Below are 23408 nucleotides of genomic sequence, written 5' to 3' on the forward strand. Positions count from 1 at the left end.
GCGCCCAGCCATCGCCGTGGCGGCGTGGCCCTCCCATGACGCGTGTGTAGGAATTCTTCTCGTCAGTTCATGCGCGCCCGGCATGGCGGTGAAGCAGCGGGACGGATGAATGCGCGGAAAGCCCCATGAACACGGGCCGTTGCGGGCGGAGTCTATCCAGCGGGTGTGCAGTTCCGCACGCGTGCCTGCGTCAAGCTGTGAGGCGCTGTAACAATCAATGCAAGTCCTGCAATGGCTTGCAGTGCTCAGCCACCCGGCGACGCGGCGGCCTTCTTCTCTGCGCCGGCCAGCTCCACGTGGCCATAGTCACGCATGCGCCAACGACCACCCCATCGCAGCCCGTAACGCTCGGATTCTCGGCCAAACAATTCGTAACCTTGCAGCGCCCAGGGGTCGGACTCGCTGATCACCAGGCGGCCGTCGCGCAGGAAGGCGCTGTCGGCGGCCAGCCCATGCTGGTGATAGCTCTGCATGGGGCCGGCCTGCGTGACCTGCGGACCCTGGCGCTGCAGCATGGCCTGGCGCTCCGGGCTGCGGTAGCCTTCCAGCAGCACCATCTCGTAGCCCTGCTCGCGCATGGCCTTGTAGACGGCCAGCAGGCGCTGACGGAAGCCGGCATCGAGCAGCTCCCAGCGACGATCGGCGCTGACGATCTCCACGGCCAGGCCCTCGGCCTGCGCCCGGGCGAAGACCTCCGGCGGCAAGGGCGGCGGCGGCACCAGCTGCTCCCCGGCGAGGAGGGCGGCGAGGCGTTCATCCTGCGTGCCAGGGGTCTGGTCCGGCAGGCTCAGGCGCAGGCGCCAGCCACTCAGCACGACCAGCAGCGGCGGCAGGGCCAGCAAGGCCAGTGCGGCCCACATCCAGGGGCGCATGCGCTGCTTCAAGCGGCCGGGGGCAGGCGCAGCCTCAGCCTGTGCCGGGGCGGCCGACGCGCCAGCGCCGGCGAGCACGCCGCTGGTCCCCATGGTCTCAGGCCGGCCCGAGGCACCGCGGGCAGGGCGGTGGACGCCGAACCAGTAAATGCCCAGGCAACTCAGTGCCACGAGTAGCCAGATGAGGAGTGCAAATGTCACCGGGGTAACCAAGGGTAAGAAGCCACCTGTCGGTCTTCGCGGATGCCGACAATTCAGCGCGCCCTGCGGCGCGCCGCGCATTCCACCATGAGCCCGCGGGCGCTGCAAACAGGAAATCGTGACCGCATGCAGCGTTGCCGTGCACGTCCTGTCCGGACCCTGACCTGTTGGAGTCATTCTTGAGTCGACCTACCCTGCGAGCCACTTCTGCGAATCCGGCCGACCCCGTGCGCGCCAGCGCCCCCGATGCTGGTGACGCCGATGCCGACGGTCTGCTGTCCGTGCTGTCCCTGGAGGACCTGCAGGCACAGGCGCCGCGTCGCCGCAGCGGCGGCTCCATGATCTGGGCCTTGGGCGGTGCGGCGCTGCTGTGCGGCCTGTGGCTGGTCTGGCTGCTGTGGCCTTCCAGCCCTGCAGCGGAGCCGGCGCCCATGGTGCCGGAGTTGTCGACCCGTCCGGCACCTGCCCCCGCCGTGCTGGCGCAGGATCCCGCCCTGGGCTCGCGACCTGCAGCCATCATCGATGCGCCCCAGGACCCCGCGGTTGCCGCAGCCCTGCCGGCCCAAGCGGCCAGCTCGAGTCTGGCGACCCTGTCGGCCCTGCCCGCCAGCGCGAGCCTGCCGGCACAGGCGATGCCGGCCGCTGCCGTCGGCAATGGCGCCCCACAGGAGGCTGGGATGGCCTCCCAGGCCGTGGCTCCGGTGGCGCCTGCCGCCGTGGCGGCTGCTGCTGCGGTGCCGCGGGAGAACCGTCGCGTGGCGTCCAGGGATGCCAGGGAGTCCAAGCGCGCCGCAGCCAAGGCCGAACCGTCACGCAGTCGCGCGGCGGCGGGCGGTGGCAAGGCAGCCAGCGCCGATCCCGATGCGCAGCTGCTGGCGGCCGTCGTCCAGCATCTGGACCAGCAGCAGGCCCCCCATGACTTCAACGAGAGCCCCGAGGCCGCGCCCAAGGTGAACCTGGCGCAGTGCAAGGGCCTGCGAGGGGCGGATGCCAGCCAGTGCCGGGCCCAGGCTTGTGCCGGCCGCTGGGGTGTGGACCGCGCCTGCCCCATGCGCAACGGCGGTAAGTCCTGAAGGTCCTGAGCCGGGAGCGCTGGGCGCGGAACGAGGAAGCTAGGGTCTGCTGGGGCAGCCCTGCACGCCCGCACGCCGCGGCAACGGCCACTTGCGTGGCGATGCCTGCTGGTGTTGATGGCCGGCACTGACAGCCCATGACGTGCAACCAAGCCGCCGCCTTCCGGGCAGGCGGCATGAGGCCGTGCTGCCCGGTCAGGGCAGCTGGATGGTCACATGGGCCTGGCGCGGCGGCAGCTGAACCAGCTGCTGGTAGGGGGCCAGGTCTTGCTCGGTCTGGTGCCGCAGGCCGGTGCGCAGGCCGAGGTAGGCCAGCAGGGCCAGCAGGGCGAAGCCGCTGGCCACCGCCCACACGGGAATCTCGGTGCGCAGCACATGGATGATGCGGTCAGGAGCGCGCCAGAACGGCGCCAGCTCGCGGCGGCCGCCCTGGTGCAGCTGGATCTCGTCACCCAGCCGAGCGATCAGGAAGGCGAGCTTCTCCCGGCCTTCCAGCACATACATGCCCTGGAAGCCCAGCAGCAGGCACATCTGGTAGACCTCCAGCGAGGGCAGCCGGCGGGCGCCTTCGCGGCGCAGGTTCTCCAGGTGCTGGAAGAACTGGTCGCCTGCCAGCTGGTCGCCGAAGCACTCCAGCTGCAGCGGGCGCAGCTGCCACACGGCGGCAAGGGGGCCGTGGCCCTGCAGCACCACCTCGTCCAGCAGGGCGCAGAAGGCGTACTTGCTGAGGTGCACGTCCTCCGCGCTGGCGCCGCTGCGCTGGGCCTGGCGTTCGAAGTCCTGAAGAAAGCGCAGGACAGCCTCGCGGAAAGCGTCGGCGTCCGTACTGCTCTGGCCACTGCGCAGCAGGAAGATCAGTGTGAAGCCCTCGGCCATGAGGTCCACCAGCCTTGCCGGCCGCGTGAGGGCGCCGGCAGGGGCGGGGGCAGGGCGTTCCGGGGCGAGGCTGGGGACGGCGGCGTTCATGGGTTGATGGCGATCAGATCGGTCTGGAGCTCGGGGATGCCCGAGGGCGCGTAGAGGCACAGCGCGCGGGCCTGCATCATGCGGTCATACAGCGGGCCGCGCGCCTCGATCAGGAAGTAGTAGGTGTTGGGCTTCACGGGCACGGCCGAGGGCACCTGGGGCTGGTGCTGCAGGCGAAGGCCCGCCATGGCCGAGAGCACCAGCTTGGCCACGTCGTCCGGTGCGCCGATCTTGAGCCGCATGGGCATGGTCTCGACCAGCTCCTGCGGCGGCAGGCTGCTGCGGATGCCCAGCAGGAGCTGGGTCTGGGCGCCGATGAAGTCGCTGTCCAGCCGCGCGTGCCAGTAGCCCGGGCGCTGCTCGAGCAGGGCCAGGCTGAGGTGGCGGGTGGAGATCACGGTGTCCAGCAGCTCGCGGATGATGAGCTCCAGCTTGTCGAAGCCGGCGCCCGGGTTCTCGTGCTCGTAGACCGGCAGGTCGGCCAGGCGGTAGGACTTGGCGAAGGTCAGCAGCGCCCCGGCCAGCGAGAGCAGGCCCTGGAACAGGCGCTCGGGGTGCAGCTGGGGATGCCAGTGCAGGTGTGCCAGCTCGGCGAAGGCGCGGCTGGCGGTGTGCAGCAGCCAGAAGGAGGCCACGTCGCCGGAGCGGAATTCGATGAAGTCCTTGGAAGGCTCGCGGTGGAAGCCGTAGAGCGCGTCCACCTTGGCCTGCAGCATGTCCAGCAGCTGGCGCAGCCGGCGCTGCAGCAGTGGGCTGCCGCGCAGCTGGAGCAGGGGCGGCACGAATCCGGCGTCCAGCTCAAAGCCGCCCGCGGCGCCACGGCGCACGCGCAGCAGGGGCAGCGTGATCAGGCCGGAGCGGGGTTCCAGCTCCGAAAGCAGTCGCAGCGACTTGCGCAGCACGGTCAGCTCGGCCTCGGCGGCCTGCGTGAAGACGTCGCGGGTGGCTTGCTGGTCCAGCACATAGCGTTCCGAGCGTGCCGCCTCGCGGCTGTCCGCCACATTGCTGCCTGCGCTGCGCAGGGGTGCCAGGGCCAGGTGGAAGACCATCTCGGTCTGCTGCACCGGCCAGTCAGCCAGGCTGACGGCTGCGGGCAGCTCGTCCTCGCCGGGGGCATCCACGAGCTCGCCGTCGGGCATCACCACGCGCAGCTCGTCCACGCGCAGCAGGCCGGCGGCCAGGGATTCCTCGTCCACCTTCAGCTGCATCAGGCCGTGGGCATAGGGATGCAGGGCGCGGCTCATCTGCACCAGGCGCCATTCGTGATAGGCGTCCTGCTGCTGGAAGTGCTGCGGGCGAAGGAACAGGCCTTCGCCCCACAGTGGTTTGCTGGCTTGCATGGGCTTGGATCCGGGCTGGGCAGTTCGGTGAGGGGCTGGTGGCTGGGTCAGGAGCAGAAGGGCGGCGTGCTCTGGGCGAAGGCGCGATTCACGCCCACGGGCTCACCCTGCTGGACGCTCAGCGCGCAGGCATGGGCGCCCAGGATCAGTCCCTGCGGCGAGAGGCCCTCGGTCTTGAAGGCATAGCGCCAGCGTTGCGGGGCGGGCGCCAGGAACAGGCCCACCACGCCCACGAAAGGCTGCTCGGGCTCGAAGCTCTCCTCGACGCGCAGCGCCTGCCCGGGCACGAGCTGGACGTCACGCACGCTCAGCAGCTGCTCGCCCAGGACCTCGCGTTCGCGCTCCTTGTTGCCGAAGGTGTCGTAGGGAGCCGAGAGAAAGGCGTCGGCCTGCTTGAGCTTGTAGATCCGCACCCAGAGGCCCAGGGAGCGGCCCTTGGCATCGAGGTTGAGGGAGGGGCTGGCCTGCAGCCGGATGGGCAGGGGCAGGGCCTTGCTGGGCGGCGGCTTGGGGGCTTCAGCCTTTTTCAGGACGCCGACGGCCTCCAGGGCCTTGTCCAGGGTCTCGCCGGGCGCGCTGGCGCATCCCGCGAGCGCGCATGCGCCCAACAGTGCCATGCCGGCGCCAAGGCCGCGCCACGGGCTCCCTGTCTTGTCCATCCCCTGCGCTCCCTCGCTCTTGTGTCGGTACTTCACGGCGTGGATTGTGGAGTGCCGGGCCAAGCCGGGCCCGCGCTAACTCGAAACAGAAGCGCATCAAGTTGTTGCGAAAAGCTACTGGCGTAACCCAGTCTGTGAGCGCGATTTACCTGTGTGCAATCGAGGTTAGATGTGAAGTTGTGCACAAAACTTCCGTTTACATCTGTAACCCCGACGCCGCTGGGCCAGAGCGGCGGCGGCCAACAGAATCCACCGGGATCGCGTCGCCTCCTGCCTGTGCAGCGGGCATTCACCGACCTTGAGTTCCGCGAGTCGTCCGCCAGAGACGCCAGCGGCGCTCGCGACAGGCCCAGTTACGAGGGAGTTATCCATATGCAGTTCCGTTTCGAGCCCCGTCTGCGGGCCCTATGCCTCGCCTTTGCCGTCCTCGGTCTCTCCGCCTGCGAGACCATGCCCCGCGAGGGCAAACCCGCTCCCGTCGCAGAAATCCCCCTTGACGTGCGCATCCAGGATGCCCGCAAGCTGCTGGCCGCCAACGACGTCGCGGGCGCCCAGTCCGCGCTCCAGGAGGCCGCGCGCCTGAACCCCGGCAGCGCACGTCCCTGGCAGGTCCTCGCCCAGATGCACTTTGACGCCGGCAACTATGGCGCGGCCATCGTGGCCAGCCAGGAAGTGCTCGCGCGGGATGCCAACGACACCACCGCCAACAACATCATCGCTGTCTCCGGACTGCGCTCGGCCGTCGCGGCCATCGCCTACCTGCGCCGTGTGGACGGGATCCACGGCAGCGCGCGTCAGGAATCCGAACAGCTGGCCGAGCGCCTGCGTGACACCCTGGGCCTGCCGGTGCTGGTGCCGGCCCCGGAGTCCGTGGCCGCCAAGCCCGCCCCGAGCCCCCGCCGCACGACGGTGAAGCCCGCCGCACCCGCCGCGCCCGGCGCAACGGCGGCTGCGCCTGCGAGCACCAAGCCCGTGGCTGCCGCGCCGGCTGCGCAGCCCGCCAGCACCGCCGCAGCCCCCAAGCCGGCCGCAGCGACGGCAGCGAAGCCTGCGCCCGCGCCGGCCACGGCAGGCGCCACCGCACGCGATCCCTTCAGTTCCCTCAAGTAAACGCCTCACCCGGGAGAGACGGCCATGGCCAAGAAAGAAAGTGTTCAGAAGCGCCTGGAAAAGGTGCGCCCGCCCCGCGTGCAGCTCAGCTACGAGGTGGAGATTGGTGACGCCATCGAGGCGAAGGAGCTGCCCTTCGTCGTCGGCGTGATGGGGGACTTCTCCGGCAAGCGTGATGCGGATGCGCCGCTGCCCAAGCTGAAGGACCGCAAGTTCGTCAACGTCGACATGGACAACCTGGACGAGGTGATCGACGGCATCACCCCGCGCGCCAGCTACCGCGTCAAGAACACGCTGAGCCCCGAGGGCGGCGAGTTCGCCGTGAACCTGGAGTTCCACAAGCTGGATGACTTCCGCCCGGAGGCCGTCGTCGAGCAGGTGGAGCCGCTGCGCCGTCTCCTGGAGGCCCGCACCAAGCTGGCCGACCTGCGCAACAAGCTCGCCGGCAACGACAAGCTCGAGGATCTGCTGGCCGACGTGCTGCGCAGCACCGAGCAGCTGCAGCAGCTGCAGTCGCAGACCAAGGAGAACTGAGATGAGCGTGAGCGCCCTGCAAGACCGCCAAGCCGCCCCGGCCGAAGGCCTGGACCTGCTCGACCAGATCGTCACCCAGAGCAAGGTGGCCCGCTCGGAGACCGAGCACCAGCGAGCCCGTGACATCATCACCGAGCTAGTCCGCGAGGTGATGGACGGCACCGTGGTGGTCTCTGACAACCTCAGCGCCACCCTGGATGCCCGCGTGGCCGAGATCGATGAGCTGATCAGCCGCCAGCTCAGCGAAGTCATGCACCATGCCGATTTCCAGCGCCTGGAAGGCAGCTGGCGCGGCCTGCACTACCTTTGCCAGCAGACCTCCACCAGCTCGCAGATGAAGATCCAGCTCTTCAATGCGCAGAAGAAGGAGCTGGTCAAGGACTTTCGCACCGCCATCGACTTCGACCAGAGCGCTCTGTTCAAGAAGGTCTACGAAGAGGAGTTCGGCACCTTCGGTGGCGCGCCCTTCGGTGCTCTGCTCGGTGACTTCGACATCACCCGCCAGCCGGAGGACATGTACTTCCTCGAGCAGATGTCGCACGTGGCCGCGGCGGCCCATGCGCCCTTCATCTCGGCCGCATCGCCCGAGCTGATGGGCCTGGAGACCTTCTCCGACCTGTCCCGCCCGCGCGACCTCTCCAAGGTCTTCGACACCGTGGAGTACGCCAAGTGGAAGTCCTTCCGCGAGAGCGAGGACGCCCGCTACGTGGGCCTGACCCTGCCGCGCTTCCTGGGCCGCCTGCCCTACAACCCGCTGGACGGCACCACGGTGGAAGGCTTCAACTTCGTCGAGGAAGTCGACGGCAGCGACCACAGCCGCTACCTGTGGGTCAACACCTGCTATGCCTTCGGCGCCCGCCTGACGCAGGCCTTCGAGAACCACGGCTGGTGTGCGGCCATCCGCGGTGTCGAGGGCGGTGGCCTGGTCGAGGACCTGCCCACCCACACCTTCAAGACGGACGAGGGCGAGGTGGCGCTGAAGTGCCCCACCGAGATCTCCATCACCGACCGTCGCGAAAAGGAACTCAGCGACCTGGGCTTCATCCCCCTGGTCCACTGCAAGAACACCGACTACGCCGCCTTCTTCGGCGCGCAGTCCACGCAGAAGGCCCGCAAGTACGACAGCGACGCGGCCAACGCCAATGCGTCCCTGTCGGCGCAGCTGCAGTACATGTTCGCGGTGTGCCGCATCGCGCACTACCTCAAGGCCATGATGCGCGACAAGATCGGCAGCTTCGCCTCCGCCGCCAACGTCGAGGACTACCTGAACCGCTGGATCTCGCAGTACGTCACCAGCGATGACGCGGCCTCCCAAGCCACCAAGGCCCAATACCCGCTCCGCGAAGCCTCGGTGCAAGTCTCCGAGGTTCCGGGACGTCCCGGCGTCTACCGCGCCGTGTCGTTCGTTCGTCCGCATTTCCAGCTGGACGAGCTTTCGGTCTCGTTGCGGCTGGTCGCGGAACTGCCGCAAGGCACCCGCGGCTGATCCGGCACAGACCTCTCTTTCACCCTAACGGGAGCATTTAGAAAATGGCAAAAGACATTTACGTCGACTTTCACAGCAAGGGCGGCGACATCAAGGGGGACTCGCGCGACACCAAGCACAAGGACACCGTCGAGGTGTACTCGTGGTCGCATGTGGTCAAGCAGCCCAAGTCCGCGACGGCCTCGACCGCCGGTGGTCATACCTCCGAGCGTTGCGAGCACGGCGAGATGATCTTCACCAAGGACATCGACGGCTCGACCCCCAAGCTGCTGCAGGCCTGCTCGGCCGGCACCATCATCAACGATGTCAGCATCTACTTCTACCGCGCGCACGGCGGCAAGAACTCTGTCGGCAGCCCCTCGGGCACGCAGAGCCGTCACCAGTACCTGCGCGTGGACCTGAAGAACGTCATCGTCGCTTCGGTGCAGACCACCGTGTCGGCCGAAGGCATTCCTTCTGAAGTGTTCTCGCTCAAGTACTCCGCCGTGAAGTGGACCTACGACGAGCTGAACATCGCTGGCGAGAAGTCTGGCAAGGTCAATATCCAGGGTGCCTGGGACCTGGCCAAGAACGTGCCCAACTTCTCCTGATCCTTCCGAATGGCCCGGTCGCTGTGGCGCCGGGCCGGCCGCGCTGTGCCGTCGCCCGCTTGCGGGCGGGCCGCGCGGCTTGTCTGTCTTCTTGCCTCGAGTTGTTCATGGCCGCGCTGCGACCCAGTCTGCTGGACCGATTGCTGGATACCGAGCCTGTCCAGGCCGGCCTGCAGCAGCTGCAGTCCCTTGCCCGCATCAAGCAGGGCGTGGCCCGGGATCTCGAGATCCTGCTCAACACGCGCCGCGGTCTTGCCGCCGAACAGCTCAGCCCCTATCCGCTGGCCAGTGCCTCGGTCCTGGGCTTCGGCCTGGAAGACTTCGTGTCACTGACCCTGCTGTCCCCCACGGACCGCAGCAACATCTGCCGCGCCATCGAGCGCTGCATCCGGGATCATGAGCCGCGCCTGCGCGCCCTGCGCGTACAGCTGGAGGTCGATCATTCCAACCGCCACGCGCTGCGCTTCTCCATCCATGCCGTGCTTCAGCTGCATGCGCTGAGCGAGCCGGTCAACTTCAACGCCGTCCTCAGCACCATGACCCAGCAGTACGCCGTGCGCAGCGAGGGTCGCGGGCATGAGCAGCTCGCCAGCCCCGTCCTGGCCCATTACGCCTGAGGCGCCCGCGCATGGATGATCTGCTGCCCTATTTCGAGCAGGAACTGGCCTTTCTGCGTCGCCAGGGCGAGTCCTTTGCCCGGCAGTACCCCAAGCTGGCCGGCCGGCTGACGGTCTCGGGCGACCTGTCCGATGATCCTCACGTCGAGCGAATGATCCAGTCCTTCGCCCTGCTCAGCGCACGGGCGCACAAGCGGCTGGACGACGACTTCCCGCTCTTCACCGAGACTCTGCTGGATGTGCTGTACCCGCACTATCTGCGCCCCTTTCCCTCCTGCGCCATCGCGCAGCTGGAGCCGGCGCCGGGTGCCATGCTGCCGGCTGGTGCTGTGCTGCAGAGCCGCCAGGTGCAGGGTGTCAACTGCCGCTTCCGCAGCACGCATGTCGTGCAGAGTCCACCGGTGCGCCTGAGCGCACTGCGCTTCTCCGCCACCGTCCATGCGCCGCTGGGCACCCGCCTGCCGCCGCAGCTCAGCGCCATGCTGAGCCTGACGCTGCAGATCGATCCCTCCTGGCAGCCGGACGAGCCCCTGCCGTCCCGGCTGCGTGTCTACATCGACGGTGAAAGCGCGACGGTCTGCGCGCTGCGCCACGCCTTGTGCCAGCAGACCCGCGCCCTGTACCTGCAGCAGGCCGATCGCGAGGCCTGGGCCTGCCTGGGCCAGGGTGAGGAACCCGACTGGCGGCCGCGCCTGGCCGGCTTTGCGCCTGAGGAGGCCCTGCTGCCGCCGGATTCCCGCAGCAGCCCGGCCTATCGACTGCTCACCGAGTACCTGGCCTTCCCGCAGAAGTTCCAGTTCGTGGACCTGCCCCTGCAGCGCTGCCATGTGGCTCTGCGCAGCGGCCGGCCCTTCACCCTGCACTTCCTCCTGGGCGGGCTGCGGGCCGATGGCGAGGAGGCCCGGCTGCTGGACGGCGTGGGCGTCGACCACCTGCAGCTCGGCTGCGTGCCGGTGGTCAACCTCTTCGAGCAGCATGCCGACCCGGTGCGCGTCGACCATCGCCAGGCCAGCTACTCCGTGCTGCCGGATGCGCGCCGCGCCGCCTGCTACGAGGTCTACTCGCTGAGCCGCGTGCAGCGCGTCCGCAAGACCGAGCAGGGCGAGCAGGTGCAGACCCTGCGGCCTTTCTATGGGCTCGGGCACAGCTTCGAGTCCGAGGCCGGTGAGCCCGGCTTGTTCTACCACCTGCAGCGGGATTCGGAGCTGGCCAAGCTGAGCCCGGGCCACGAGCTGCAGATCAGCCTGGTCGACCCGGCCTTCGATCCGGCCGTCCTGCTGGGCGAGACCCTGTCCATCGACGTGCTGGCCACCAACCGCGAGCTGCCCACGCTGCTGCTCATCGGGCAGGCCGGCGGCGACCTGACGCCGGAAGGCGGTGGCAGCGTGCGGGGCCTGCGCCTGCGCAGCCGGCCGACCGCGCCGCTGCGCTTCACCCGTCAGCGCGGCACGCTGTGGCGGCTGATTTCGCACCTGAGCCTCAACCACCTGTCCCTCAGCGAGGGCGGCATCGAGGCCCTCAAGGACATGCTGCGCCTCTACGACCTGCCGCGCAGCCCGGTCAACCGGCGCCTGATCGACGCACTGCAGGCCGTGCGTTTCGAGGAGTCCACCGCCTGGATGCCCGGCAAGCCCTTTGCGAGCTTCGTGCGCGGCCTGGACATCGAGCTGCTGATCGATGAAGACGGCCATGTGGGCACCGGCATGGAGCTGCTGGCGCACGTGCTGGACCACTTCTTCGCGCTGTTCGCCCACGTCAACAGCTTCACCCGGTTGCGCCTGCGCGGCCACCGGTCCAAGGAGCTGCTGTTCAGCTTCCCGGCGAGGAGCGGATGGCACGCCCTGCTCTGATCGACCGCCTGGCGCAGCAGCCCCAGGGATTCGGCTTCTTCCAGGCCGTGCGCCTGCTGGAGCACTGGCTGGCGCGCCGCGCGAGCCCGTCCGGCGCCGCGCGCCCGCTGCCGCTGGAAGCGCCCAAGGGCTCGGTGCGGGCGTCGTCCTCGCAGGCCGTGCGCGAGCGGCTGCGCTTCATCAACCATGTCGCGCTGGACTTCCCGGCCAGCGAGGTGGCCTCCCTGCGGCTCAGCGACGAGCCCGGCGTGCCCAGCCAGCTGGCCCCGGCCTTCATCGGCCTGCTGGGGAACTCCGGCGCCCTGCCGCTGAGCTACACCGAGCTGCTGATGCGCCATGAGCAGCGGGAGAAGGACGGCAGCCTGCGCGCCTTCTACGACTGGATCTCGCATCCGGCGGTGGCCACCTTCTACGAGGCCTGGAAGAAGCACCGGCTGCATGTGCAGTACGAGCTCGACACCCGCCGCCAGTTCCTCCCCCTGGTGCTGGCGCTGGCGGGGCTGGGCGAGCCGGGTCTGCGCGAGCGCGTTCTGGGCAGCGAGCACGGCGGCGTCCATGACGAGAGCCTGGCCTTTCACGCCGGCATGCTGCAGCGGCGGCGGGTGAGCGCCGCGGAACTGGGGCCCGCGCTCAGCAGGCACTTCGGCGTGCCGGTGCTGCTGGAGAGCTTCGTGGGGGCCTGGTATGCGCTGCCCGAGGAGCAGACCGGTCGTCTCGGTCAGCGCCAGATGCGCCTGGGCCAGGACACCCTGCTGGGCGAGCGCGTCTGGCAGCGCCATCTGCGGGTGCGCCTGCGGGTGGGGCCGCTGACCCGGCAGCGCTACCGCGACTTCCTGCCCGGTGCACGTGCCACGCGGGCCCTGCGCTCGCTGTTGCGCCTGCTCATCGACCCCTGCATGGAGGTCGAGCTGCAGCCCGTGCTGCGCCGCGAGGACGTCCAGGGCGCCCGCCTGGGCGGTGAGGCGCTGCTCGGCTGGGACAGCCGGCTGGGGCACCGCCCCGCTGCCGCAGACCAGGACGACCTGCGCTTCACGCTCGGCCCGGCCGAGGCCCGTGCGGCCTGAACCCCTTTGACAAAGAACACCAGGAGAGGAACCCATGTCCCAGCATTTGAAGACCCTGATCGCCAAGCTGCACCCCGTCTGCCGCCAGGCCGCCGAGCGCGCTGCCAGCATCTGCATGAACCAGGGCCATTTCGAGGTGGACCTCGAGCACCTGCTGCTGGGCCTGATGGAGCAGCCCCAGGGCGATCTCGTCCTGCTGTGCCATCGCCATGACATCGACCCGCAGCGCCTGAGCCAGGACCTGGAGCGTGCCATGCATGCCCTGCGCCAGGGCAACACCCGCACGCCGGTGTTCTCTCAGAACCTCATGCAGTGGCTGGAGCATGCCTGGCTGATCGCCTCCCTGGACGGGCTGGAGCCGCGCGTGCGATCGGGCCACCTGCTGCTGGCCTTGCTGAACACGCCGGCCCTGGCCCAGCAGGCTCAGGCCATGAGCCCCCTGTTTGCCCGCTTCCGCATCGAGGACATCAAGCACCGCCTGGACGCGCTCACGCAGGGCTCCCTCGAGACCCCGGCCCCGGGCGAAGGCCCCACGGCCACGGCCGGCACGGACGAAACCGCCGAGGCGCCTGCCAGCGCCATGCCGGCCTCCACCCAGGCCCTGGACCGCTACACCACCAACCTCACCCAGCGGGCCCGCGAGGGGTCCATCGATCCGGTGATCGGCCGCGAACCCGAGATCCGCCAGCTGATCGACATCCTCATGCGCCGCCGCCAGAACAACCCCATCCTGACGGGCGAGGCCGGCGTGGGCAAGACGGCTGTGGTGGAAGGCCTGGCCCTGCGCATCGCGTCGGGCGAGGTGCCGCCGCCGCTGCAGGGCGTGGCCCTGCATGTGCTGGACCTGGGCCTGCTGCAGGCCGGCGCCAGCGTGAAGGGCGAGTTCGAGAACCGCCTCAAGCAGGTGATCAACGAGGTCAAGGCGAGCCCGCATCCCATCGTGCTTTTCATCGACGAGGCCCACACCCTGATCGGCGCTGGCGGCCAGGCAGGCCAGAACGATGCGGCCAATCTGCTCAAGCCAGCCCTGGCCCGCGGCGAGCTGCGCACCATCGCCGCCACCACCTGGAGCGAGTACAAGAAGTACTTCGAGAAGGACGCTGCCCTGGCGCGGCGCTTCCAGGTCGTGAAGGTCGAAGAGCCCAGCGAGCCCCTGGCTGCGGCCATGCTGCGCGCCATGGTGCCGCTGATGGAACAGCACTTCGGCGTGCGCGTGCTGGATGAAGCCATCGAGGACGCGGTGCGCCTCTCTGCCCGCTACATCAGCGGCCGCCAGCTGCCCGACAAGGCCGTGGGCGTGCTGGACACCGCCTGCGCCAAGGTGGCGCTGGGCGGCCATGCCCGGCCCGCGCCGCTGGAGATGGTCGAGCGCGACCTGCGCCACCTGGATGGCGCCATCGCGGCCCTGGAGCGCGAGCTCGCCGCCGGCGCGCCGCACCAGGATCGTCTGCAACAGATGCGCACGGAGCGCGAGGCCCTGCAAGCCCGCGAGGCGCAGCTGCGGGCCCGGCTGGAGCAGGAGCAGGCCCTGGTGCAGCAGATCCAGGCCTTGCGCCGACAGCTGGAAGACGAGAAGGCCGCCGAGCCTGCTGCACTGGGCGAGCCAGCGGCCGAGGCTCCGGCAGGCCGCCGCCGCCGCGGTGCCGCCCAGGCCACGCTGACGCCCGCGCAGGCCGAGCTGCGGGCCCTGCAGCAGCAGCTGGACACCCTCCAGGGCGACGAGCCCCTGCTGCCTCTGCAGGTGGACCGCCGCGTGGTGGCCGACATCGTCTCCGGCTGGACCGGCATCCCGCTGGGCCGCATGATCAAGGACGAGCTGCAGGCCGTGATGCAGCTGGAGTCCAGCCTGCAGGAACGCGTCATCGGGCAGGACCATGCGCTGGCCGCGATCGCGCAGCGCGTGCGCACCGCCCGCGCCCAGCTGGAAGACCCGAACAAGCCCAAGGGCGTGTTCCTGATGGTCGGCCCCTCGGGCGTGGGCAAGACCGAGACCGCCCTGGCCCTGGCCGAGACGCTCTTCGGTGGCGAGAAGAACCTCATCACCATCAACATGAGCGAGTACCAGGAGGCGCACACCGTGAGCGGCCTCAAGGGCTCGCCCCCCGGCTACGTGGGCTACGGGGAAGGCGGCGTGCTGACCGAGGCCGTGCGCCGCAAGCCCTACAGTGTGGTGCTGCTGGACGAGGTCGAAAAGGCTCACCCGGACGTCCTCGAGATGTTCTACCAGGTCTTCGACAAGGGCTGGATGGACGACGCCGAAGGCCGCGAGATCGACTTCCGCAACACCCTGATCCTGCTGACCTCCAATGTCGGTTCGGCCCAGGTCATGCAGGCCTGCATCAACAAGCCGGCCAGCGAGCGGCCGTCCGTCGAGGCCCTGGAGGAGCTGCTGCGCCCGGCCCTGTACAAGACCTTCAAGCCGGCCTTCATCGGCCGGACCAAGGTGGTGCCCTTCTATGGCCTGGACGACGACACCCTGGCCGCCGTGATCCGGCTGAAGCTGCAGCGCATCGCCGAGCGCATCCAGTCGCACCACCAGGCCGAGATGAGCTTTGACGACGCCCTGGTCGAGGCGGTGCTGGCCCGCTGTACCGAGGTCGACACCGGCGCCCGCAACATCGATCACCTGCTCAACGGCACCCTGCTGCCCGCGCTGGCCGCCCAGATGCTGGGCCGCATGGCCGAGGGCAAGGCCATCCAGCGCGTGAAGGTCGGCGTGAACGCCAAGGGCGACTTCGCCGTCAAGGTGCAATGATTCGCCACTCACGAGGAGCCCATTGCCATGAGTGACATCAGCGATCCCACCCTCGCGCAGTGCGCCGCCCACTGCCTGCCGGGCGACTGGCAGCAGCAGCAGGGCCAGGCCCTGGCCAGCACGGGCGCCGAGGCCTGCGGCCTGCCGGTCCTGCTCGTGCAGGCGCTGCAGCAGGCCCACCTGGGCCTGCGCGACCAGTCCCAGGCCCTATTGCGCCAGATGCAGCAGGGCTGGTGGAGCCTGCGCTTCGATGACGGCCCGGGCAATGCCGCGCTGAGCCTCAGCGCCATCGCACCCTGGCAGCTGGAGGTGCGCGCGGGTGCCCTGCAGCTGCGTGCCCTGATCCATCCGCAGCCCCTGCGGCTGCTGGCTCTGCAGGTGATCTGAGATGGGCGGCCCCGTCTACCGCGTCGTCCGTCCGGATGGCCGCGTCGAGTTCACCGACACCCCGCAGGGCGCTGGCACCGTCGAGGCCGTGCGACCCGGCCAGCAGGCGCGCACCCGCAGCGACGAGCAGAACAAGCAGGACTACGACGAAGCCAAGAAGCTGATCAAGGAAGCGCAAAAACGCATCCCGAAGATCAACGACTACCTCGACTACCTCAGCTACCTGCGCAGCAACAGCCCGCGCAAACTGGACCTGGTGCTGCAGGAGCTGCAGAAGTCCGACCCCAAGGCCTGGCTCGCCCTGCAGAAGTACCCTCAGTTCCGCCCGCTGCGCGACACCCTGGTCGGCGTGAAGGCCGGGGAGCGAAGCCTCACCGCCGGCCTGGGCCTGGCCACCGGCAGCTTTGGCGGCAGCGCCGAGAAGTGGCTGGAGTCCAGCGTCAAGGAAATGATGAAGCGCGACCGCTGGGGCCCCTACGCCGATGTGCTGGGCGCCAAGGCCAGCACCCTGCCGGCGCCCAAGGCACCCACGTACTCCAACTCGCGCCTGGGTCAGTACCTCAAGGTCGAGGACGCCCGCCAGGCGGCCGCGGCCAAGCAGAGCGCCAAGGAACTGGAGTCGGCCCGCGCGGGCATACGCACGGCGCGGGCGACGGCGGCGACGCGGGTGCTGAATCCCCTGCTGGACCTCGGCATCGGGGCGCTGGACCCGGACGTGTTCCGCGGCATCTCGGCCATCGAGGGCATGCGCCTGGGCAAGAAGCTGGTGGACAAGGGCATCCTGGAGCCCGAGGAGGCCCTGGAGCTGCGCAGCCTGATGGCACAGGGCAAGTTCGACGAGGCCCGGGCGCTCATCGACCAGGGCATCAAGCGCAAGGGAGGGCAGTGATGGGCGCACCTCGCCTCGCCCGCCTGCTCATCGGCATCGCCTGCCTGCTGATGCTGCCTGTTGCGCACGCCCAGGCGCCCGCGGCAAAGGCCGCAACAGCGTCCGCGCGCCAGGCGCTCAGCGCGGCGGAGCGGCAGGCCTGCGAGGCCCTGCTCGCCGCGCCGTCCTCGCGCCTGGTGGCCGGGCGTCCCTCCTCGGACGCCCTGTTGCGCCTGGTCTCCGAACAGACGGAGCCCCAGGTCCTGCGCCGCCAGCTGCAGGGGCAGGACCTCGACCGCACACGCGGCACGCAGGGCCTCACCCTGCTCGACCTGGCCGCCGGCGTGGGCAACCATGCCGCCGTGCGCGTGCTGCTGGACCTGGGCGCCAGGCTCCCCTCCAAGAGCGCTTCAGGCGACACCGCCCTGGATCACGCCATCCTGCAAGGCCAGGCCGCCACGGCCTGCCTGCTGATGCAGCAGGGGGCCTCGCTGAGCGATGCACGCCAGAAGCCCTACCTGCTGCCCGCCGCCCTGCTGACGGAGCGGTCCGCGCATGCGGACTGGCTGACCGGCGCCCTGCTGGCGCGCGGCTTCGATGCCAATGCGGCCATGAGCGGCGATCCGGCCCTGCTGATTGCCGCCGAACTGGGCCATGAGGGCGCCCTGCGCCGGCTGCTGCTGGCAGGCGCCGACCCTCGCCGCAGCAACGCCCGTGGCGAGAGCCTGCAGCAGGTGGCGACCCGCGGCGGGCACGAGGCCTTGCTGCGACGGGTGCTGGCGGCGAATCCGTCCCAGTGATGGACTGGCCGCGCGCATCGAGACCCTGGGCGGGCTGGCCGGGCCTCGTCCTTGGCCTGCTGCTGGCCGCGACCCTGGCTCCAGTGCAGGCCAAGCCCGCGGCCACCGACGCCCAGCTGCTGGAGATGGCTCGCCAGCACCTGCAGGAACCGCTTCGTCAGGCGCTGAGCCAACGGCCGGTCGCGACCCTGCCGCGCCCGACCTGGCAATCGCTGCTGGCCCTGTCTCTCATGCGCCGGGACCTGCCGACGCTGCAGCTGCTGCTCCCGCGTCCGGCCGCGGATCTGAATGCCAGCTTCGCCCTGCGCGAGTTTCCCGAGGCACCTCTGACGCCGCTGCTGCTGGCCGTCATCGCAAGGGCGGAGCCGGAGGCGATCCGGCTGCTGGTGCAGTCGGGGGCCCGCATCGACGGTGCCGATGCCGTTGATGACGCAGGCGGCGTCGCAAGAAAGACCGCACCACTACGCCTGGCCGTGCTGCTGCAGCGACTTCCTCAGGCGGAGGCCTTGCTGGCCCTGGGAGCCGACCCACAGCCCCAGGACGCCCCGGGCGGCATGACGCTCTGGCAGGAGCTGTCACCCAAGGCTGCCACGCTGACGCCCGAGGCCCTGGACCCGTGGGTGCGCTTGCTGCTTGCCCATGGCTGCCCGGTGGACCTGGCGGACGGGCGGGGGCGAACGGGCCTGATGCATGCCGCACGCTTCAATTCGCTGGCCCTTGCACGGGCCCTGCTGGAGCACGGTGCTCGCACCGATCTGCGTGACTACGAGGGGCAAAGCGCGCTGGGCGCGGCGATGCAAGGGGGGCACCAGGACATGGTTGACCTCCTGCTCGTGCATGGGGCGCTGCCCTGATCCCTGCGCTCCGCCCGGTCATGGCGGCCGGCCCTGGGGCGGGCGAAGTTCGCTGCCCGCCCGCTGGGTGTGCGCAACCCCTGAATGGAGGGGCGCTACCGGCGCCACTTCCTAACTTCTCAAGGCTTTAGAAACATTCGCTTGCAGTACGACGCACCTGCTTGCGGACAGTCGCCAGTCCCCTTGAAACAATCTGCCGCTTCTAGGGTTCTTCCGCATGGCGCCAGCAGGAGGCGTTGCGGCGGCTGAGGCCGCTGATGCCGCGAATGCCGCTGACACCAAGGGTTGGCGCTGTGCAGAGGAAGCCGCGGGATGCAAGCAAGGCAGCGCCCCAAGCGGGAGCGCTGTTCATCCAGGGTGGCCTGCACGGAAGTCAGTGCGGCGCGGCCTGGACCAGGGAGGAATCAACCATGTCATCACAAGCGCTGAGCGAAGCCAGCGGCGCGTTGCTGCAATTCATCCGGGGCCAACGCCAGAACGCGCGGCTGCTGCAGCTGCACTTCCCGCGGGACGACGGCCCCTCCGCGCTGATGGTGGCCAACCGCCTGGACGCGACGGAAGGCCTGTCCCGCGACTTCCACTTCGTGGTGGAGGTGCTGTCGGACCAGCCGGACATCGCGCTGAAGGACGTGCTGGGCAAGATGGTGAGCATCGAGCTGCTGCGGGATGACGGCAGCTCGCGCTTCTTCAACGGCCATGTCTTCGAGTTCCGCTTCGTGAAGAACGAGGGCGGCTTCGCGTACTACGACATGGTGCTGCTGCCCTGGCTGGCCTTCCTGCGCCTGACGCGCAACAACCGCCTTTTCCACTTCAAGACGGTGGAGCAGCAGACGGCGCAGCTGCTGGGCGAATGCCCGCATGCCGACTGGCGCAGCCAGCAGCTGGGCAGCGACCCGGTCATGACGGACGCCTGCCAGTTCGACGAGAGCAACTACAACTACCTGCACCGCCGCTGGGAGGCCCTGGGCTGGCACTACTGGTACGAGCACGCCAAGGACGGCCACACCCTGGTGATCAGCGGTGACTCCACCGCCTGCGAGCCCCTGGACGGCGGCGCGGCCGTGCCCTGGAAGGGTGACGCCGGCGTGCGCGAGCCCGGCGTGCAAGGCCTGACCCCCGTGCGCAATGTGGCGAGCACGTCCTTCAGCGCGTCGAGCTTCGACTTCAAGCGCCCGCGCCCGCAGATGGCGGACACGCCCACGCTGAACCAGCAGGGAGACATCCCGCAGCTCGAGGTCTACGAATACGCCGGTGCCTACGGCTATGCCGACGCCGGCGCGGGCCGCGACTACGTGCGCCGCCGCATGGAGGAGATCGAAGCCGCGGCCAAGCACTTCGTGGCCGTGTCCGACTTCCGCGGCATGCAGCCCGGCCGCTACTTCCAGCTCACCGGCCATGTGATGAGCGACAGCTTTGGTCTGGTGGACGATGGTGACGACACCAGCTTCCTCGTGCTGGAGGTGCGCCACAGCGCGAGCAACAACTTCGAGACCCAGCAGGGTCAGGTCTCGCACTACCAGGCCCAGCTGAGCTGCCTGCGCAAGAAGGTGCCCTGGCGCCCCGGGCGCAGCCACAACTCCATCGAGCCCAAGATCTACGGCCTGCAGACCGCGATCGTGGTGGGCCCTGCCGGCGAGGAGATCCACACCGACGAATACGGCCGCGTGCGCGTGCAGTTCCACTGGGACCGCGAGGGCACGTTCGACGACAAGAGCAGCGCCTGGGTGCGCGTGGCCTCGACCTGGGCGGGCAGCAACTTCGGCTTCGTGGCCATCCCGCGCATCGGGCAGGAGGTGCTGGTGCAGTTCCTGGACGGCAACCCGGACCGCCCGCTGATCACGGGCCGCGTCTACAACCAGGACAACATGCCACCCTGGGAGCTGCCGGCCAACAAGACGCAGACCGGCATGCTCAGCCGCTCCAGCAAGGGCGGCGGCTACGAGAACGCCAACGCGATCCGCTTCGAGGACAAGAAGGGCCAGGAGGAAGTCTGGCTGCATGCCGAGAAGGACCAGCGGATCGAGGTCGAGCACGACGAGAGCCACTGGGTGGGCCACGACCGCAGCAAGACCATCGACCACGACGAGACGGTGCACGTCAAGCACGACCGCACCGAGACCGTGGACCACGACGAGACGATCACGGTGCACAACGACCGCAAGGAGCGGGTGGACCACAACGAGACGATCAGCGTGGGGGACAACCGCACGGAGGACGTGGGGCAGAACGAGACCATCACCATCGGGCAGAACCAGACGGTGAGCATTGGGTCCAATCGCAGTGTGACCATCGGCGGGGCCAAGACCGAGACCATCGCGCTGGCCAAGGCCGAGACCATCGGCCTGGCCAAGGCGCTGAGCATCGGCCTGGCCTACCAGACTACCGTCGGCGCGGCCATGAACACGATCGTGGCGCTGAACCAGAGCGCGCAGATCGGCATGAGCAAGAGCACGACGGTGGGCAAGACCTACACCATCGAGGCCGGCGACGAGCTCAGCATCACGGTGGGCAAGGCGAGCCTGACGATGAAGTCGGATGGGACGATCACGATCAATGGGCATACCTTCAGCGTGGGGACCACAGATTCCCAGAGCTTCAATGCCGATGGCGAGATCACCGTCAAGGGCAAGAAGATTCTGGAGAACTGAGGTGCCGTCGACCAATCAACGCCAGGCCCAGCTTGCCGAGGCTGTGCAGGACGGCACGTCCCACCTGGAGGCCGTCGTCCAAAGCACCATGCCGGGCATGGGGCAGATCGTCCTGGGCACCCTGTGCCTGCGCGGCACTGAGCTTGCCCTCAGCACCCCGGCCCTGGGTGAGCTGACGCTGGGAGGCAGCCTGGTGCCCCTGGGTGCCGAACATGTGGGCCGCCAGGTGGCCATGAGCCTGATGTCGGCCCAGTCGGCCCTGGTGCTCGGCTTGGTCTGGGATCAGATGCCGGCATCCGTCCAGGTGAAGGACTTGCGCGTGGACGGTGAGCATCATGTGATCGAGGCTCAGGAGAGCATCGAGCTGCGCTGCGGCGAGGCCGCCATTCTGCTGCTGGCCGACGGGCGCATCCAGCTGCGGGGGACCTACATCACCAGCCATGCCTCCGCCACTCAGCGCATTGTGGGTGGCTCGGTGCATGTGAACTGAGGTCTTGCACATATGCAGATTCATGTTGGAGGCAAGCACTTGATTGCCGACGTGGCTGTGGCACTGGACGTTTCTGGCCGCGAGCATCTGGTGGTGGTCGCCAAGAGCAGCTGGCAGATTCCCATGCCGGGACAGCGACCCAGGCCGCGCATGCCTGAGCCTTTGTCTGTTTCAGACGACTTTTACGGTGAGCCTGGCGCCAGCGCCCTGCGCTATCCCAGTGACTTCGCCCGTTTCAAGCCGCGCTGCGACGTGCTGTTCGACGCATGCGCACATTCACCTACCGGGCAGCCGGTGAAGGAGATGCTTGCCAGCTGGCAAGTGGGGCCCTTGAAGAAGTCCTTGCGCGCCCATGGGCCGCGGCATTGGTTCAGGACACTTGGTGTCAATTCGTTGAGCCCCAGCCAGCCTGCAGTCAGCGTGCCTTTGCACCTCGGGTATGCGTTCGGAGGTTCGGTGCCGCTGAGCAAAGGCGGCGCAGGGACAGGGGAAGCCGACGTCTATTCTCCAAACCCCATTGGGCGAGGCTTTGCAGGCAAGCGTACTGCGGATCAGATCGACACCATGCCCGCCGCGCAGCTGGAAGCCGTTGACCAGCGGCTGAAGTCGCCGTTTGACAAAGTGAGGCCGCAGGCCTTCTCCGCCGTCCCGAGCAATTTCCCGAGCCGCCTTCGGTTTGCCGGAACCTACGACGAGGCGTGGGAGCAGGACGTTGCCCCGTTTTTGCCTGACGACTTCAGCGATGAATTCAACCAGTGCGCGCCTTCTGACCAGCAGATGCCGTATCCCAAGGGCGGGGAGCAAGTCCTCTTGGAGGGCATGCTCAGAGGAATTCCCAGGCTCCAGTTCCGGCTGCCTGACCTCGCCTCTCTGGAGGTTCGGATCCTGCGCACGGATTACAGCGTGGAGGTCGTGCCAGCACCTGCGGACACCTTGTTCTTCGAGTTGGAGCAGGGCCGCTTCAGCGTTGTTTGGCGCGCCAATGCGCCCTTGCGTCGCCGTATCCAGGAAATCGACACAGTGACGATTGGCAAGGTTGACAGTGCATGGTGGGACGCTCGGCGCCTGGGGTTTGAGCAGGAAGGTGGATGCGCCGGATGCGGCGACATGCCGCCCGAGGCGCTTCTTTCTCGGGAGATCGCAGAGTGATCATCGAGAAGCTGAATGCATGGTGGCGCCGCTTACCAAGCGTGGATCCTGCCCAGCCTGGTACTGCGCTGCGCGCACCGCTCTACATCAAGAGCGCAGGCCTCTGTTGCGCTGTAGGCTATGAGTTGGCGGCGGCGCGTGCCTGCATTGCTGCAGGGATGGATCACTTCCAGCAAAGCCATTTCAAGACACACACCGGAGAGCGGGTCCTGGTTGCAGCGATGCCCGAGCGCCGACTGTGGGGTGCCTCAAGGCTGGCCATCTGGCTGACGAAGGCCCTGGAAGATTGCTTGAAGGGCATGCCGGGGCTGAATCCGAGCCGTGTAGCCGTGGTCTGGCTGGCACCAGACCGGCCAGAGTATCCCCTCGACGGCAATCAGTGGGATGTGACGTTCACCAGGGCCGTGGAGGCCTTGAACCTATCCTTCCACCCTGAATCCGGCGTGCTGCCTCTCGGGCGTGCAGGTCTGTCGGATGCACTCGCGCAAGCACAACGGCTGCTGCAGGCCCCTGAGGTCGATGCGGTCCTGCTGGCGGGGGTGGACAGCCTGATCGATGCCGCCACCATTAGCCGGCTGATGGGCGAGGAGCGCTTGCTGGTGCAGCAGAACTCTGACGGCTTCATCCCCGGCGAGGCTGCCGCGGCCGTGCTGTTGCAGCAGGAAAGACCTGACCCGATTGAGCCTGCCGTCTGCGTTCTGGGGCATGCCTCGTCCCAGGAGGAGGGGCGTGTGGATGGCAGCACGCCCAGCCGAGCGCAAGGCCTCACCCGAGCGCTGAGGGCAGCGTTGGCCGAGGCGGCGCTGGACTACCGTGACCTGGACTTCCGCTGCAGTGACCAGAACGGCGAGGCCTTCTACTCACGAGAGTCTGCCAACGCCATGTCGCGCATCGCACCCTCTGGTGGCGACGCACTGGACCTGCTGACCCTGTGTGACAGCCTCGGTGAGGTCGGTGCTGCCTTGGGCCCTGCGATGCTGGCCTATCTGTCGAGGAGCATGCTGCACCCGCTGTCGCCCGGGTCCTGCGGCATCCTTCATCTTGCATCTGACGACGGGCGGCGTGCCGCCGTGGTTGTCGCCACCGTATAAGCGA

The 23408-nt window shown here is 68.6% G+C and carries 21 protein-coding genes; 17 read left to right on the forward strand and 4 right to left on the reverse strand.

From position 1 onward, the window contains the following. Positions 1–245: 245 nt before the first annotated feature. Positions 246–872 carry a M15 family metallopeptidase gene (locus ABDJ40_RS01915; protein WP_430765585.1) on the reverse strand — a complete coding sequence of 209 codons (627 nt, stop codon included), beginning with the start codon at positions 870–872 and terminating at the stop codon, positions 246–248. A gap of 380 nt (positions 873–1252) precedes the next feature. Between ABDJ40_RS01915 and ABDJ40_RS01920 the strand changes: the two genes are divergently transcribed. Further along, positions 1253–2146, forward strand: a complete 894-nt coding sequence (locus ABDJ40_RS01920) for a hypothetical protein (RefSeq protein ID WP_347605400.1) — start codon at positions 1253–1255, stop codon at positions 2144–2146. Positions 2147–2341: 195 nt separating this feature from the next. On the opposite strand, the gene icmH is transcribed toward ABDJ40_RS01920, so the two are convergent. The 3 genes from icmH to tssJ are packed head-to-tail and all read right to left on the reverse strand — an operon-like array spanning position 2342 to position 5069. Further along, complete coding sequence (gene icmH / locus ABDJ40_RS01925; RefSeq protein WP_269632165.1) at positions 2342–3112, reverse strand: type IVB secretion system protein IcmH/DotU; 771 nt, start codon at positions 3110–3112, stop codon at positions 2342–2344. Beyond that, positions 3109–4452 (reverse strand): type VI secretion system baseplate subunit TssK, encoded by a 1344-nt coding sequence (tssK, locus tag ABDJ40_RS01930; protein WP_269632164.1) that lies wholly within the window; start codon positions 4450–4452, stop codon positions 3109–3111. Before tssK ends, icmH begins: the two co-directional genes overlap by 4 nt. A 47-nt stretch (positions 4453–4499) precedes the next feature. Beyond that, positions 4500–5069 (reverse strand): type VI secretion system lipoprotein TssJ, encoded by a 570-nt coding sequence (gene tssJ, locus ABDJ40_RS01935; protein ID WP_269632163.1) that lies wholly within the window; start codon positions 5067–5069, stop codon positions 4500–4502. 414 nt (positions 5070–5483) lie between these two features. On the opposite strand from tssJ, the gene ABDJ40_RS01940 reads away from it, so the two are divergent. From ABDJ40_RS01940 to ABDJ40_RS02015, 16 genes are all read left to right on the forward strand, one after another. Beyond that, on the forward strand, positions 5484–6221 hold the full coding sequence (locus ABDJ40_RS01940) for a tetratricopeptide repeat protein (protein ID WP_347605405.1): 738 nt from the start codon (positions 5484–5486) through the stop codon (positions 6219–6221). Between the two features lie 24 nt (positions 6222–6245). Beyond that, positions 6246–6755 carry a type VI secretion system contractile sheath small subunit gene (gene tssB / locus ABDJ40_RS01945; RefSeq protein ID WP_347605408.1) on the forward strand — a complete coding sequence of 170 codons (510 nt, stop codon included), beginning with the start codon at positions 6246–6248 and terminating at the stop codon, positions 6753–6755. A gap of 1 nt (position 6756) precedes the next feature. Further along, on the forward strand, positions 6757–8241 hold the full coding sequence (gene tssC / locus ABDJ40_RS01950) for a type VI secretion system contractile sheath large subunit (protein ID WP_347605411.1): 1485 nt from the start codon (positions 6757–6759) through the stop codon (positions 8239–8241). A 44-nt stretch (positions 8242–8285) separates the two neighbouring features. Then, on the forward strand, positions 8286–8831 hold the full coding sequence (locus ABDJ40_RS01955; protein WP_183106795.1) for an Hcp family type VI secretion system effector: 546 nt from the start codon (positions 8286–8288) through the stop codon (positions 8829–8831). Between the two features lie 107 nt (positions 8832–8938). Next, complete coding sequence (gene tssE / locus ABDJ40_RS01960; protein ID WP_347605415.1) at positions 8939–9448, forward strand: type VI secretion system baseplate subunit TssE; 510 nt, start codon at positions 8939–8941, stop codon at positions 9446–9448. Positions 9449–9459: 11 nt separating this feature from the next. Further along, the gene (gene tssF / locus ABDJ40_RS01965) at positions 9460–11298 is read left to right on the forward strand and encodes a type VI secretion system baseplate subunit TssF (protein WP_347605418.1); all 1839 of its coding nucleotides are present in this window, start codon (positions 9460–9462) and stop codon (positions 11296–11298) included. Continuing rightward, a complete protein-coding gene (gene tssG / locus ABDJ40_RS01970) occupies positions 11280–12362 on the forward strand; it encodes a type VI secretion system baseplate subunit TssG (protein ID WP_347605421.1) in 1083 nt (360 codons plus the stop codon). The genes tssF and tssG overlap by 19 nt, the downstream gene beginning before the upstream one ends. A gap of 34 nt (positions 12363–12396) precedes the next feature. Further along, positions 12397–15117: a type VI secretion system ATPase TssH gene (gene tssH, locus ABDJ40_RS01975; protein ID WP_347605424.1), complete on the forward strand. Its 2721-nt coding sequence runs from the start codon at positions 12397–12399 to the stop codon at positions 15115–15117. 27 nt (positions 15118–15144) lie between these two features. Next, positions 15145–15504, forward strand: a complete 360-nt coding sequence (locus ABDJ40_RS01980) for a hypothetical protein (protein ID WP_347605427.1) — start codon at positions 15145–15147, stop codon at positions 15502–15504. Position 15505: 1 nt separating this feature from the next. Further along, complete coding sequence (locus tag ABDJ40_RS01985; RefSeq protein WP_347605430.1) at positions 15506–16393, forward strand: DUF4124 domain-containing protein; 888 nt, start codon at positions 15506–15508, stop codon at positions 16391–16393. After that, positions 16393–17172, forward strand: a complete 780-nt coding sequence (locus ABDJ40_RS01990) for an ankyrin repeat domain-containing protein (protein WP_347605433.1) — start codon at positions 16393–16395, stop codon at positions 17170–17172. Before ABDJ40_RS01985 ends, ABDJ40_RS01990 begins: the two co-directional genes overlap by 1 nt. Then, positions 17172–18026, forward strand: coding sequence for an ankyrin repeat domain-containing protein (locus ABDJ40_RS01995; protein WP_347605436.1), 855 nt, complete (start codon positions 17172–17174; stop codon positions 18024–18026). The genes ABDJ40_RS01990 and ABDJ40_RS01995 overlap by 1 nt, the downstream gene beginning before the upstream one ends. A gap of 410 nt (positions 18027–18436) precedes the next feature. After that, entirely contained in the window at positions 18437–20674 is a 2238-nt protein-coding gene (locus ABDJ40_RS02000) for a type VI secretion system Vgr family protein (RefSeq protein WP_347605439.1), read from the forward strand. 1 nt (position 20675) lies between these two features. Further along, positions 20676–21164 (forward strand): hypothetical protein, encoded by a 489-nt coding sequence (locus ABDJ40_RS02005; RefSeq protein ID WP_347605441.1) that lies wholly within the window; start codon positions 20676–20678, stop codon positions 21162–21164. Between the two features lie 12 nt (positions 21165–21176). Continuing rightward, positions 21177–22313 (forward strand): DUF2169 family type VI secretion system accessory protein, encoded by a 1137-nt coding sequence (locus ABDJ40_RS02010; protein ID WP_347605444.1) that lies wholly within the window; start codon positions 21177–21179, stop codon positions 22311–22313. After that, positions 22310–23404 carry a hypothetical protein gene (locus ABDJ40_RS02015; RefSeq protein WP_347605447.1) on the forward strand — a complete coding sequence of 365 codons (1095 nt, stop codon included), beginning with the start codon at positions 22310–22312 and terminating at the stop codon, positions 23402–23404. Before ABDJ40_RS02010 ends, ABDJ40_RS02015 begins: the two co-directional genes overlap by 4 nt. Positions 23405–23408: the final 4 nt, after the last annotated feature.

The organism is Roseateles flavus, assembly GCF_039872765.1.
In the GTDB taxonomy this organism is placed as follows: Bacteria; Pseudomonadota; Gammaproteobacteria; order Burkholderiales; family Burkholderiaceae_C; genus Roseateles_B; species Roseateles_B flavus.

What these genes read in the sequence shown, in the direction of transcription:
- ABDJ40_RS01915 (WP_430765585.1), bottom strand. Translation starts at nt 872, where the DNA reads ATGCGCCCCTGGATGTGGGCCGCACTGGCCTTGCTGGCCCTGCCGCCG.
- icmH (WP_269632165.1), bottom strand. Translation starts at nt 3,112, where the DNA reads ATGAACGCCGCCGTCCCCAGCCTCGCCCCGGAACGCCCTGCCCCCGCC.
- tssK (WP_269632164.1), bottom strand. Translation starts at nt 4,452, where the DNA reads ATGCAAGCCAGCAAACCACTGTGGGGCGAAGGCCTGTTCCTTCGCCCG.
- tssJ (WP_269632163.1), bottom strand. Translation starts at nt 5,069, where the DNA reads ATGGCACTGTTGGGCGCATGCGCGCTCGCGGGATGCGCCAGCGCGCCC.
- ABDJ40_RS01940 (WP_347605405.1), top strand. Translation starts at nt 5,484, where the DNA reads ATGCAGTTCCGTTTCGAGCCCCGTCTGCGGGCCCTATGCCTCGCCTTT.
- tssB (WP_347605408.1), top strand. Translation starts at nt 6,246, where the DNA reads ATGGCCAAGAAAGAAAGTGTTCAGAAGCGCCTGGAAAAGGTGCGCCCG.
- tssC (WP_347605411.1), top strand. Translation starts at nt 6,757, where the DNA reads ATGAGCGTGAGCGCCCTGCAAGACCGCCAAGCCGCCCCGGCCGAAGGC.
- ABDJ40_RS01955 (WP_183106795.1), top strand. Translation starts at nt 8,286, where the DNA reads ATGGCAAAAGACATTTACGTCGACTTTCACAGCAAGGGCGGCGACATC.
- tssE (WP_347605415.1), top strand. Translation starts at nt 8,939, where the DNA reads ATGGCCGCGCTGCGACCCAGTCTGCTGGACCGATTGCTGGATACCGAG.
- tssF (WP_347605418.1), top strand. Translation starts at nt 9,460, where the DNA reads ATGGATGATCTGCTGCCCTATTTCGAGCAGGAACTGGCCTTTCTGCGT.
- tssG (WP_347605421.1), top strand. Translation starts at nt 11,280, where the DNA reads ATGGCACGCCCTGCTCTGATCGACCGCCTGGCGCAGCAGCCCCAGGGA.
- tssH (WP_347605424.1), top strand. Translation starts at nt 12,397, where the DNA reads ATGTCCCAGCATTTGAAGACCCTGATCGCCAAGCTGCACCCCGTCTGC.
- ABDJ40_RS01980 (WP_347605427.1), top strand. Translation starts at nt 15,145, where the DNA reads ATGAGTGACATCAGCGATCCCACCCTCGCGCAGTGCGCCGCCCACTGC.
- ABDJ40_RS01985 (WP_347605430.1), top strand. Translation starts at nt 15,506, where the DNA reads ATGGGCGGCCCCGTCTACCGCGTCGTCCGTCCGGATGGCCGCGTCGAG.
- ABDJ40_RS01990 (WP_347605433.1), top strand. Translation starts at nt 16,393, where the DNA reads ATGGGCGCACCTCGCCTCGCCCGCCTGCTCATCGGCATCGCCTGCCTG.
- ABDJ40_RS01995 (WP_347605436.1), top strand. Translation starts at nt 17,172, where the DNA reads ATGGACTGGCCGCGCGCATCGAGACCCTGGGCGGGCTGGCCGGGCCTC.
- ABDJ40_RS02000 (WP_347605439.1), top strand. Translation starts at nt 18,437, where the DNA reads ATGTCATCACAAGCGCTGAGCGAAGCCAGCGGCGCGTTGCTGCAATTC.
- ABDJ40_RS02010 (WP_347605444.1), top strand. Translation starts at nt 21,177, where the DNA reads ATGCAGATTCATGTTGGAGGCAAGCACTTGATTGCCGACGTGGCTGTG.